Source organism: Nostoc sp. S13 (genome assembly GCF_029379315.1).
GTDB lineage: Bacteria > Cyanobacteriota > Cyanobacteriia > Cyanobacteriales > Nostocaceae > Nostoc.
In genome coordinates, this window is the sequence record NZ_JAQYWQ010000021.1 from 21953 (window position 1) to 35410 (window position 13458).

The following is a 13458-nucleotide window of genomic DNA, read 5'->3' on the forward strand; positions in this document are numbered from 1 at the left end:
TTAAAGACAAGGATAATAAAAGTGGTTCAAACTAGTCTAAATTCTCAGATAACTTCAAGTTCTGAAAGTGAACCAAGCTACGGTCAATTATTTGCCGTATTTCTGCGAAGATTTCCTTGGTTCTTAGCAGTATTTATTGCTTCTATTGCTATTGCAAGCATGGTAACTTTAAAGACAAAACCTACTTATAAAAGTTCCATGCAACTGCTAGTAGAACCTAACTATCAAGGTAAGACAGAAGGTGCTGGGTTAGACAACCAGTTTACTGACTCTAATGTGGTCATAGATACTGCCACCCAGCTTAACTTGATGCAGAGTTCAGGACTTATCCAAAAAGCAGTTGAAAAACTTCAGTCTGATTATCCAGATATAAGTTCAAGTGAAATTAAAACTTCTTTAGTCTTAACTCAATTAAGGAGCAAAGAAGATAATGTCGCTACGAAAATATTTCAAGTTGAATACACTGCTGGAGATCCAGAAAAGACACAAAAAGTTCTGGGTGCAATTCGACAAGTTTATGTGGAATATAACAAAGAACAGCAAAATTCGCGTTTACAAAAAGGTCTGCAAATTATTAGGGAACAGTTAAGTAAAGCCAGTGAAGAAGTAAACGCATCTGAGACAAATTTACAAAGGTTTCGCAGAAATCAGAACTTAATTGATCCAGAATCACAGGCGAAAGCGATTGAGACAGCTTTGAACAATATTGCCCAAGAACGACAGACAACTCGCGCTCAATATGGGGAAGCTTTGGCACGCCAAAAGTCTTTGGAAGAACAACTTAACCGTTCTCCCCAGAATGCTCTAGTTGCTTCTCGTCTAAGTCAGTCTACTCGCTATCAAGGCTTACTGAACGAAATCCAAAAAACCGAACTAGCACTAGCACAAGAACGCTTACGCTTTACAGATCAAACTCCAAGTGTGCAAAAGCTCAAAGAACAGCTTCAGAGCCAGAAAGAATTATTGCAACAAGAGGTAGGAAGAACTTTAGGCGGACAGCCTAGTGGTGGAGCTACTTCTGGAGACTCTCTTCTCGAACGAGGACAGCTTGGGCAAATTGACCTTAGCCTTGCTGGTCAGCTAGTGGAAACCCAGACCACTATAGTTGCTTTAACTGCTCGCGATCAAACTTTGGCTCAGAAAGAAAACGAACTGCGTCTTGAAATTAAACGCTTCCCACCTCTGTTAGCTTATTACAATCGGATGCTACCGCAGTTGCAATTTAGTCGTGAAAGATTAGAGCAGCTTTTAAGAGCAGAACAGCAATTGCGACAAGAACTTTCCAAGGGTGGATTTAATTGGGAAGTTGTAGAAGAACCTCAAAAGGGCGCACAATTAGGCCCCAATCTCCAGCAGAACTTGCTATTAGGTGCTGTGGTTGGGTTCATGTTAGGAGGCATTGCTGCCTTTATTCGGGAATCGGCTGATGATGCAGTTCACACCACTGCTGAGTTAGAGAAGCAAATGGCCATGCCGTTGTTGGGAACAACTCCCAAGTTACCGCCAGCCAAACCCAAAGAATCAATGATCAAGTTGCCTTTTGGTAAGCCAGAAGTTCTCGCCCCCTGGACAATTCAGGTATTGCAATCTCCACCACGTTGGGAATCGCTGGATCTGATTTACAAAAACATTGAACTTTTAAATACTGTTACTAATTTAAAATCTTTGATGATTACCTCAGCTTTACCCGATGAGGGTAAATCAGCTTTGGCGTTGGGTTTGGCAATGAGTGCTGCCCGTTTACACAAAAAGGTGTTGCTAATTGATGCCAACTTACGCGATCCCAGTCTGCATGAACAACTAAATCTTCCTAATGAACAGGGGCTTTCAACTCTATTGGCGAGTGATGCAACTTTACCCAACCAAATTAGTCTTCAATACTCAGGTTCCGCCTACATTGATATTTTGACTGCTGGCCCCAAACCTGCTGATCCAGCTAATTTGTTGAGTTCCCCTAGAATGATCCAATTAATGGCGGCATTTGAGGAAAACTATGATTTGGTACTCATAGATGCTCCCCCAGTTCTGGGCTTGGTGGATGCCATGCTTACCGCATCATCTTGTCGGAGCGTGGTCATGGTGGCAAGTATTGGTATTGTGACGCGAAGTCAGCTGACTCAAGCTACAGCCATGTTAAGTAAGTTAAATCTGATTGGGGTTGTAGCTAATGGGGTATCGAACTCTAGCATTAATTACGTACCTTATATCAAACAACAGCAATTAGCTCTGCGCCAAGCTGTAGAAAAGTAATTAGTATAGCAAGATTATAGATCCCCGACTTCTTAGAGAAGTCGGGGATCTTGCATTCATTCTCGTTTCTAGCCAGAGGCTAGAAATGCACCTCATCGCGGCTCTGCCGCAAATTCAGGAGGCGGAGCCTCACAATAATTCTAGCCAGGGAAGGAGAGAAATTCTCAAATGCTTATCAGACTTGGCTTTGATGTTAAGTTGATATTTATGCACACCTGTGCAACACTACATTTTGAGCAATAAAATTAAATTTTGTTGGCATCAGGAAAAATTCAGTATATTTATGCTATCTTTATAGGATTTCAGAGAAATCACTGGCTCTTTAAAGAGTAAATAAAGAATTTATTTGAGCGATCGCTATTTCTACATAGTCTTATATTCTAGAGATTAAAGCATCTTGAAAAAGGTTAGAAGACAAGAGTGGACTGGTTTTGTTAAGTAGCTAGGCACAATAAACACCTTAGCCAAATTAAACGTAGATATAGATTCATGGGTAATTTACCTCCCTCTACACTTCTCTACTGTCAGTAGTTCCCGGAAAATCATAATTTACCCATGAATATTAATAGTAGCGTAACTCGTAATTAAGCATAGGGTTTAAGACCCCAAACTCCACAGTTAGCTTTGTTTCAGACTGGGGTTTAGACTACATCTAATGTCATGTTCGCTTCAAGACTCATTGTTAAGGTTGACGCAAAGAGTTTTTTTAATAAGTGATTAGGCGGACATGATATAAAACATAATTACGAATTACGAATATCTTCAACTTTTTGGACTTACAACAAGATGCGGATTTGGGTCTTTGGCATTGATAGCCTTTGATAACTCCTCAGCAATTCACTCCTGTATAATCCCAAAGACATATGACAAGTTCAATAATTCCAAATCTAGAGAATTTATATGATGTAACCCAGCAAGATAATCGTGGGTACTGTACACTCCATTGGCGGCGAGGTAAGCTGTTGGTGAAGCCGCTTGGACGAATTAAACAACCATATCTGCCTTCATTAGATAGTAAGCGATCGCTAGTAGAATGCTTACAACATTCTCCTATAAGTTTGATAAGCATAGATCCAAAACTGGGTGAGGCTTTGCTCAGGTTTTGGGCAGATGCATGTGAAGAAGCTAAAAAACCAATATTTCTAAGCATACCTGCTGGCAATAAACTGCCTAACCAACCCTTGCAGCGACTAATTGATTGGATTGCTGCTTTCGTGTTGCTGCTATTAGTAAGTCCAGTCATGTTGGGATTGATTGTATTAATGCAGGTTTACTCGCCAGGGTCACTTTTTTGTGGTGAGTGGCGTGTTGGAGAACGGGGTAAACTCTTTCGGGCGATGAGGTTTTGCACAACTACAAAGCACAACATCACACCGCTAGGGCATTGGATGCGTAAATCCAGTCTTGACAATTTACCACAGTTATTTAACGTGCTGCGAGGTGACATGAGTTTAACCGGATCTTCTTGTTGGACTTTGGAAGATGCAGTACAGCTAAATAAACTACCAGAAATTACGGCTTTATGGGAAGTAGAAGCCCAGCGACACCTATTACATCTGGATAGCCAAACACTTTGAGAAGCAGTCAGAATTCAGAATCCAGAAGACTTTGATATCCAAGGTTAATAATTTGAAGATAATCAAGCGTGTTACAGCTTCTTAATTTTCCAATCAATCTAACTTTTGATCAGAGTTTCAGAGTCTCCGGCTTTGCTCCTGAATTCTGACTCCTAAATTCTTACATGCCAAATTATTGTTAGAAAAATCCATGCTTTTCAAATTTCCTCAACCAGTCGGTAATCTGCTCAAAGCTACCAGCTTTTGGCAGGACAACTATTTGATATTGCGAGAATTTAAACACTTTCGCAAAATTGCAACTTTAGCTCTCATTTTTTCGATTCTGGCAGCCACTTTTGAAGGTGTGAGTATTGGTTTTTTGCTTTCTTTTTTGCAAAGCTTAACTAGTCCTAATGCTCAACCTGTTCATACAGGAATAGAGTGGTTTGATATTTTTATTTTGGGAGCAAAAACATCGGCAATTAATCGCTTGTACCGCGTATCTTTGCTGATTTTATTGAGTACTTGGTTACGTGCTATCTTCAATTATTTTTCTCAAGTTTATACTGAATTATCTCAACTACATCTTGCCGATCGCTTGCGTAAGCAAATTTTTGAACAGTTACAATCCTTATCGCTAAGTTACTTTGCCAAAACTCGTTCTGGTGAACTAATTAACACAATTACCACAGAAATCGAAAGGATTAGACAGGGTTTCAGTAGCGGAGCCTTTTTAGTGACTAGAGGATTAACAACCCTTGTCTACTTAATATCAATGTTTTTGATATCATGGCAACTAACGTTAATTTCAGCATTATTATTTACCCTGTTAGGTGTAGGATTATCCAATCTCAATGCCAGGGTCAGAGAATCAAGTTTTGGCATGACAACTGCTAATGCTAATTTTACATCAACAGCCGTAGAATTTATTAATGGCATTCGCACTGTTCACTCCTGTGGTACTCAAGAATTTGAGCGCCAGCGTTACTACAAAGCTAGCGACAAGATAATCAGTACTACAACTAAAGTTGTCTTCACTTGGACACTTGTCAAGCCAATTGCTGAAGGGGTCGCTACTACGGTGTTGGTCGGAATGATTATTTTGGCATTCACTAGCCTGGTTACGAATGGAACGCTACAAGTTGCTTCTTTATTAACATTTTTCTTTGTGCTATTTCGTTTTATCCCATTCGTTCAAGATATTAATGGCACAAGAGCATTTCTCAGTACTTTACATGGTTCAGTAGACAACGTTAAAAACCTCTTAAAAAGTGAGGATAAAAATTATTTTCAGAATGGTAAAATCAAGTTTAATTCTTTAAAAAGGTCAATCAATTTAGTATCTGTAGATTTTGGCTACGATGAGCAAAATCTAGTGCTGCATAATATTACCCTAACCATTGAAAAGGGAAAAATGACAGCATTAGTCGGAGCGTCTGGGGCTGGTAAAACAACCCTTGCTGATTTAATTCCCCGATTTTATAATACTACAGATGGATATCTTTACATTGATGAAATTGATGTAGGGGAGTTTGAAATTAACTCCCTGCGTCGCAAAATAGCTGTCGTTAGTCAGGATACTTTTATCTTCAATACTAATGTTTGGCAGAATATTACTTACGGTACTCCAGAAGCCACTAATCAGGAAATTCAAGAAGCTGCTAAACTAGCGAATGCACTAGAATTTATTTTAGAAATGCCCGAAGGTTTCAATACCCAATTAGGAGATAGGGGTGTTAGATTATCTGGAGGACAAAGACAGCGAATTGCTATTGCGCGTGCTTTACTACGGAACCCAGAAATTTTGATTTTGGATGAAGCAACTAGCGCCTTAGATTCTGTATCCGAACGCTTAATTCAAGATTCATTAGAAAAGCTATCTGTTGGTAGAACCGTAATTGCGATCGCTCACCGTCTTTCTACCATTTCTAAAGCAGATAAAGTTGTAGTTTTAGAACAGGGACGGATAGTAGAGCAAGGTAAGTATCAAGAACTTCTGGAACTCAAAGGCAAGCTTTGGGAATATCACAATATGCAATACCGTAATTCGTAATACTTCTCTACGAGAGGCTGCGCTCAGTACAAGTTCGTAATTCGTAATTCGTAAATTACGAATTCATTATCCTACTGAATTATTTATAGTTTTAAGAAGGAAAAATAAATGGTAAATCTAGGCTACCATACTGCTAAAATTCAGGGTAAATTTAATCGCTCTCTATATAAAGCTGCCCTTTCTCAGATTGTCAGCATCCCGATCAAACAAACTCGGCAAGTTCCGATAAGTGTCTATGCCTTATCATGTGAACGCGATCTGTCAGAACAAGTGGCAAGTATTCGCTCCTTTATCCGTCATGTCGGTATTCCAGATACATTCACTGTAGTTTCTGATGGCAGTTACACTGACTCTAGCTGTAATTTACTCCGCCGCATCAATCCTTGCGTTCAGGTAATACTTTTACAAAACTTCCTGAGAACGGATTTACCTCAATGTGTTCTTGATTATGCTCAACTGCATCCAATGGGCAAAAAATTGTCGGCATTAATGTCAATTCCTATTAATGGTAATACGATTTACACTGATTCAGATATTTTATTTTTTCCCGGCGGTATTGACTTAATTAATTTGAGTAACTCCGATGACAAATATTCTCTTTATCTACCTGATTGTTCTCTCTCACTAGACGAACGAATTATTTATGATGAGTCTGAGAAGTCAAATCCAGTAAATGGTGGGTTTATATTATTTAGGCATGAATTTGACTGGAGTTTTGCTATTGAACGTTTAGCAAATATTCAAGAAAATCCCACTTATTTTACTGAACAAACAATTGTGCATTTGACAATGCACCATAATCATGGTAAACCTCTCTGCTCAAAACAATATGTTCTCAATGTAGAAGACCAGTTTATTTATCCAGATAAATTTGCTAGTAAAAAAATTGCTTTGAGGCATTATGTTAGTGACGTTAGACATAAATTTTGGTTTAATGTTGGCGTATAACTCGATGATAATTAGCCTCTATTTATCTGAATAATCGAACTAATAAGGACGTGAAAATAACTGGTGAATAATGAATGGTTAACTCAATCAATGATGTCAAGCCAAACCAGAAAAGTTTGCATAAGGAAACTTTTGAAAAAAACCTGATTTATCAATGCTCAAATTTTAATATAGGTGGGAGCGGAGGCGTTGAAACTTATTTAGGTTCTTTGTTTGAACATCGACCACCTGATGTTAGCGATCGCGTGATAAAATCGCTTAAAAATGTTGATCAAAGCCAGTTTAAACTGCTACATATCCACAGCCCAGATTTGCTATTGCAGCTTACAGGCGAATGTCCGACAATCTTCAGTGTTCATAATCACTCATTCTACTGTCCTAGTGGCACAAAGTATTTAGCAGGGCAACGGACAATCTGCGATCGCAACTTCTCTTACTTAGGATGTACCTGGGGTAAATTGGTAGATAAATGTGGTAGCCGTAGACCTTTAAGAACTTTTAGAGAACTTCAAACCACTCATCAGTTTTTAGATGTATTAAAAAAGATAAAAATTACTTTCATTGCTAATAGCGAATATGTGCGGCAAGAGTTGATTAAAAATGGTGTACCCCCTGAACAAACTGTAACAGTACACTGTGGTATATCTGTACCACAAACAGTAACTGCACCCCTAAGTTTAGAAGTCCACCAAAATCATAGAATTTTGTTTGTCGGACGGATTGTTTCTGATAAAGGTCTGGAATGGTTACTCAAAACATTGATACATACAGACCGGGAAATTCAACTTGATATTGCAGGTGAAGGATGGGAGCGACCCAGCTTAGAAAAGTTAGCAAACACCCTCGGATTGAGTAACCGCATTACTTGGCATGGTTGGTGCGATCCTGATAAAATAAATAAACTTTATCAACAGTGTTTTTCAGTCATATTTCCTAGTGTTTGGCCTGAACCTGCCGGTCTTGTAACTCTAGAAGCTTATGCTCGTTATCGACCTGTAATTGGTAGTGCAGTCGGAGGAATTCCAGAACATTTACGAGATGGAGAAACGGGTATTCTTGTTCCAGGTAATAATATCAAAAAGCTGGCTGATGCGATTAATGAGTTGTATCTAGATCATCAAAAAAGTCGATATATGGGTGAACAAGGTCATGCTTTATTGATGAAGGAATTTACAATGGATGCTCATGTAAATAATCTGCGGACAATTTATGCAAAAACAATCGCTGAATTCTATGGTAGAGATAAAAAATCATATAGTATCTCTCAAGCTAAATAAGTTTAGTAGAACATTTCATTAATTCCTAGCGAATTCTCTGCGTGCCTCTGCGTGCCTCTGCGCTTTCCTCTGCGCGACGGTAGTCGCTACAACGGGGGGAACCCCCCTTCGGGTTCACCAGTCGCCTACGGCGGGAAACCCGCCTACAGCGCTGGATTCACCGCAACGCGCTACCTCCACTTTGCATTTAAATTTCAACCCTCAATTCGCCACAAATTTATGCAAAGTTGTGCTGAGTTTGGTCAAAACCTTAAATCGTGCATCTTTTCTCTATTAAATATAAAGGAATAAAAATATGTCATTGCATCAAGAATACCAACAACCTTTAGTTAGCGTTATTATTCCCACCTATAATCGCCCAGAGTATCTCAAGCAAGCGATCGCGAGTGCTATAAAACAAATTTATCAAAATATTGAAATTATTATTTCTGATAATTGTAGTTCAGAAAATCCCCAAGGACTTGTCGCATCTTTTGGTGATTCACGCATCAAATTTTGGCGACATCAGCAAAATGTGGGTATGTTAGCTAATCAGCAGCATTGTTTCAAGATGGCGCGAGGTAAATATGTTGCTAGTCTCCATGACGATGATATCTGGAATGAAGACTTTTTAACAAAGCTTGTACCACTTCTGGAAGCAAATTCTGAGTTAATTATCGCTTTTTGCGACCAATATATCATCGATGCTAATGGCATAATAAATGATGCTGGAACTGAAGAAAATACACGCGGTTACAAGCGAGATAAACTAACCCCAGGAATTCATCAACCTTTCTACAAAATTGGGTTAATAGATAAAAGTATACCGACTGCGGCAGCTTGTGTGATTCGCAATAATTTTGTGGATTGGGATAGTATTCCCCCAGAAGTTGGCGGAATGTGGGATTTATATTTAACTTACCTCTGCTGTATATCTGGTTATGGCGCTTACTACTATCCAGAAAGATTAACGCGATATCGTGCCCATGAGCAAACTGATACTATGCTCAGTGGTAGTCGAGATGTACAAGCAAAAATCCGCAAAGCTAAAAGCGAAATGTTTTGTTATAAAGTTTTTATGGAAGACACTCGTTTACAGCAATTTCAGACGTACTTTCAACAGAAATGGTTAGAAGCTAATACAACTTTGGGAATTGGTTTGCTACGAAGTGAACAGATAGCAGCAGCACGTCTTTATTTTTGGCAAGTGCTGAATAAACAAAAGTTTAATGTGCGAACTATAGCGGCACTTAGTCTTAGTTTTACTCCACGAGTTTTAGCAAGTAAGTTAATAAGATCATCTAAATAATACAGTAATTGTATAAGTTCTTTTTTTAACGAACCACAGAGATACAGAGAAGCCAGTGCGTTGCGGTGAGGCAGTCGCTCAGAGGGGGTTTCCCCCATGAGGAACTGCCGAACCCAAGGGGGGTTCCCACGCCACTTGCTTTATGCCGGGGAACCCGTCCACCGCAGTGGCTCCCCGTTGTAGCAACTGGCGCGACGCAGAGAGAATAATAAGAAGATTCTCTTAGGAATTGACAAATAAAAAACATCCCAAATTTTCTTGTGGGATGGGTGTCCGCACCCGTCCGATATTCAGGGCGGGCAGGACTTCGGCGTGAGCGCTCAGTCGAACGCTGCCCACCCCACAAGATGGATAATTTATCTTTTGAAAGTTCCTGATGCGTGAGCCAACAAAATATTTATGCAATAGATCTATTCTTAAGGAAGTTAATGTATGAAACTTTGTATTGTTACCCATAAAATCAAAAAAGGTGATGGTCAAGGGCGGGTAAACTACGAAGTTGCTCAAGAAGCAATCCGTCGTGGTCATCAGTTAACATTATTAGCTAGTGAAGTCGCACCAGAATTAGAAGACAATAACCAAGTTAATTGGATTAAAATTCCAGTCAAAGCCTATCCGACAGAATTTGTTCGTAATTTTATATTTGCCCAAAAAAGTGCACGTTGGTTGCGTCAAAATCGCTCTGGCATTGATTTAGTAAAAGTCAATGGAGCAATTAATATGGCTACGGCTGATGTGAATGCTGTACATTTTGTCCACAGTTCATGGTTGCGATCGCCTGTTCATATTTCCCGTAATCGTCGTGATTTGTATGGTTTTTACCAGTGGTTGTTTACGGCTTTTAATGCCCGTTGGGAAAAACAAGCTTTCCAAAAAGCGGAGGTTGTTGTAGCTGTATCCGAAAAGGTAGCTGAGGAATTAGTCAACATTGGTGTGCCGCGTTCTCGAATTCGCGTAATTGTCAATGGCGTTGACCTAGAAGAGTTTGCCCCTGGCCCAAGCAATCGCCAAAAATTAGGTTTACCAGAGAATGTCACCCTAGCACTGTTCGCTGGAGACATCCGCACACCCAGAAAGAATTTAGATACAGTATTGCACGCCTTGGTGAAAGTTCCTGATTTACATCTGGCGGTGGTGGGTCATATCGAAGGTAGCCCCTTTCCTCAACTAGCAGCATCCTTGGGGTTAAGTGAACGCGTGCATTTTCTGGGATATCGACGTGATATCGCCGAAATTATGCGGTCAGTAGATTTATTTGTTTTTCCTTCCCGATACGAAGCTTGCACCCTCGTATTGTTAGAAGCACTTTCTTCAGGACTGCCAGTAATTACTGCCACAGCTACCGGGGGTGCAGAGTTGGTGACACCAGAATGTGGCATTGTCTTACCCGACTCAGATGATATCGATGCTTTAGCTGTGGCACTGATGTCGTTCGTGAGCGTAGACGCGCTAATGGAACAGATGGGTCAAGCAGCTCGCTCTGTGGCAGAACAATATAGCTGGACTACTATGGCACAAACTTATGTGGATCTATTCGAGGAGTTAAGCAAGAATGCGGAACACCGTTCTCATACCGACTTATCGCCGTCCACAAGACCTCTCACGCTGCCTTTTGGCGCTACAGGAGCAAATTAAACCCGTTGATCAGGTGATAGTGGTTGTTCGCGATACGGATGCAGAAACTTGGCAATTTCTCGCCCAATTCAACGCGCCCAATCTGCCATTGCATACCGTGAAAGTGACGCAACCGGGCGTAGTAGCAGCTCTCAACGCCGGACTAGCAGTTGTGGAGGGCGATATTGTTTCTATTACTGATGACGATGCCGCACCCCACCCAGATTGGTTAGAGCGCATTAGTGCTCACTTTATCTGTGATAGTTGCATTGGCGGTGTTGGTGGGCGTGATTGGATACACCACGGCAGCAAATTAGAAGACGAATCCCGCCTAGTAGTTGGACAGTTGCAGTGGTTTGGGCGAGTGATTGGCAATCATCACCTGGGAGTGGGAGAACCCCGCGAGGTCGATATTCTCAAGGGCGTAAACATGAGTTTTCGTACCCAAGCAATCGGGCAATTACGCTTTGATGAACGGATGCGCGGTACAGGAGCGCAGGTTCACTTTGAAATGGCATTTACTCTGACATTAAAGCGGGCCGGTTGGAAGATAATTTATGATCCTAACGTTGCTGTAGATCATTATCCGGCACAACGTTTTGATGAAGATCAGCGAAATAACTTTAATGAAATTGCCTTTATTAATTTAGTCCATAATGAAACTTTAGTTTTACTAGAGCATTTGCCATTTATCCGCCGGATTGTATTTTTGCTCTGGGCAGTATTCGTGGGTACATGCGATAGTTTGGGTTTCATACAATGGCTGAGGTTTTTACCTAGCCAAGGGCAGTTGGCGGGTAAGAAGTTGTTGGCATCCTGGCGTGGGCGTTGGCAGGCATATAAACAATTCAAAATTCAAAATTCAAAATTCAAAATGAATTCAATTTCTTCTTAGCTTTAGTTCCCAGATTCTACCTGTGAATTAAGACGGGTGGGTTACTGTCTCCAGAGAGCCAGTAATCCAAAATCCAAAATCTAAAATCTAAAATTGAATGAATTCTAAGCAGATACTTTTTAATAGTTTTTTACAAGAAAGCTATTCTCCTGAAGAGCGATCGCAACAAGGTTGGATGGCGATCGCGGGCTTTGTATTATTGACTGTAGTTTGCTATTTTGCTGGTGCTACTGCCGCATTGCGCCTAATTTATCCGGTGACAGCTTTAGCAGTAGGCGTATTTTTATACTTGCGGCATCCCATTCTTTACATCAGCTTTACCTGGTGGATCTGGTTTCTCACGCCCTTAGCTACTCGCTTAGTTGACTATCGGGTGGGCTGGGACGCTACCCGTCAAATGCTTATAGCACCCTACTTAGTGGTGTTTGTAACTATAGCAACTTTCTTGCGACACTTTCCCCGCGCCTCTCGCCAAGGGGGCTTACCGTTTGTTTTGGCTTTTATCGGAGTGTTCTATGGCTTTCTAATCGGTCTGATTTACAATCCACCTATCCCTGTAGCACGCGGATTGATGGATTGGCTCAGTCCGATCATCTTCGCTTTTCACTTATTTATAAACTGGCGAGATTATCCCAGCTATCGCCAGAACTTTCAGCGAACATTCCTCTGGTGTGTGTTGATTTTAGGAACTTATGGCGTATATCAATTTGTGGTGGCTCCTGAGTGGGACAGGTATTGGCTCATCCAATCAAAATTATTCATGAGTTCTGGAAACCCTGTGCCTTTCGGGATGCGTGTCTGGAGTACATTGCACTCAGTTGGGCCCTTTGGTTCCGTCATGCAAGCTGGTTTACTGTTGTTATTTACCAGTTCAGGAAATTTAATTTTTCCGGCTTCAGTTGTTGGTTACTTATCCTTCCTGTTGACACAAGCACGTACTAATTGGGGAGGCTGGTTATTTGGGATAATTATGATTATGGGTTCAGTCAAAGCGCGGATTCAAATGCGCTTAATTACCATAATTGTGGTCATGGCAATTTGTGTTGTGCCATTGACAACTATCCAGCCAATTGCTGGGGTTGTAGCAGCCCGTTTGGAAACTTTTTCTAATCTTGAAGAAGATAACAGTTTTAAAGATAGATCGGGAAGTTACGACAAAAACCTTGGTTTAGCCCTTTCTAATGGTCTAGGTAACGGCTTAGGAAATATCTGGAAAGTCAACGAAAAAACTGGTCAAATTGAAGTGGTGGTAATTGATAGTGGGATTTTAGATATGTTTTTCACCCTTGGTTGGTTTGGAGCCATCTTTTATATGGGTGGATTAATCTTGTTGATTATTAGTGTTAGCAACTATGGGGAAGGTCGTTTCGATAGTTTTGTCAGTGCTGCCCGCGCCATTGGCATCAGTTCTTCTGCCCAGTTAGTTATCGGTAGTGGTATGTTGAGCGTCGCAGGTATGATTCTTTGGGGATTTTTAGCTATGGCTATGGCAGGACATAAGTACTATACCAATCCTCAGAACCCCGATAAGTCGAGGTTTTGATAAATTTTACAACTTAAATAGGACTCTTATAAAT

At 40.6% G+C, this 13458-nt stretch carries 9 protein-coding genes; all 9 read left to right on the plus strand.

Annotated features, from left to right (window positions below; genetic code table 11):
* Nucleotides 1-21 precede the first annotated feature (21 nt).
* Nucleotides 22-2250, plus strand: a complete 2229-nt coding sequence (locus tag PUQ00_RS09665; protein WP_300415555.1) for a polysaccharide biosynthesis tyrosine autokinase — start codon at nt 22-24, stop codon at nt 2248-2250.
* A gap of 863 nt (nt 2251-3113) precedes the next feature.
* Nucleotides 3114-3827: a heterocyst development glycosyltransferase HepC gene (hepC, locus tag PUQ00_RS09670; protein WP_300415557.1), complete on the plus strand. Its 714-nt coding sequence runs from the start codon at nt 3114-3116 to the stop codon at nt 3825-3827.
* A 190-nt stretch (nt 3828-4017) separates the two neighbouring features.
* Nucleotides 4018-5859 (plus strand): heterocyst formation ABC transporter subunit HepA, encoded by a 1842-nt coding sequence (hepA, locus tag PUQ00_RS09675; RefSeq protein WP_300415559.1) that lies wholly within the window; start codon nt 4018-4020, stop codon nt 5857-5859.
* 108 nt (nt 5860-5967) lie between these two features.
* Entirely contained in the window at nt 5968-6807 is an 840-nt protein-coding gene (locus PUQ00_RS09680) for a hypothetical protein (RefSeq protein WP_300415561.1), read from the plus strand.
* 74 nt (nt 6808-6881) lie between these two features.
* Nucleotides 6882-8084 carry a glycosyltransferase family 4 protein gene (locus PUQ00_RS09685; protein WP_300415562.1) on the plus strand — a complete coding sequence of 401 codons (1203 nt, stop codon included), beginning with the start codon at nt 6882-6884 and terminating at the stop codon, nt 8082-8084.
* Nucleotides 8085-8379: 295 nt separating this feature from the next.
* A complete protein-coding gene (locus PUQ00_RS09690) occupies nt 8380-9372 on the plus strand; it encodes a glycosyltransferase family 2 protein (protein WP_300415563.1) in 993 nt (330 codons plus the stop codon).
* A gap of 432 nt (nt 9373-9804) precedes the next feature.
* Nucleotides 9805-11007: a glycosyltransferase family 4 protein gene (locus tag PUQ00_RS09695; RefSeq protein ID WP_300415565.1), complete on the plus strand. Its 1203-nt coding sequence runs from the start codon at nt 9805-9807 to the stop codon at nt 11005-11007.
* Nucleotides 10925-11881 (plus strand): glycosyltransferase family 2 protein, encoded by a 957-nt coding sequence (locus PUQ00_RS09700; RefSeq protein ID WP_300415567.1) that lies wholly within the window; start codon nt 10925-10927, stop codon nt 11879-11881. The genes PUQ00_RS09695 and PUQ00_RS09700 overlap by 83 nt, the downstream gene beginning before the upstream one ends.
* A 97-nt stretch (nt 11882-11978) precedes the next feature.
* Nucleotides 11979-13424: an O-antigen ligase domain-containing protein gene (locus tag PUQ00_RS09705; protein ID WP_300415569.1), complete on the plus strand. Its 1446-nt coding sequence runs from the start codon at nt 11979-11981 to the stop codon at nt 13422-13424.
* The last annotated feature ends 34 nt before the right edge of the window (nt 13425-13458 follow it).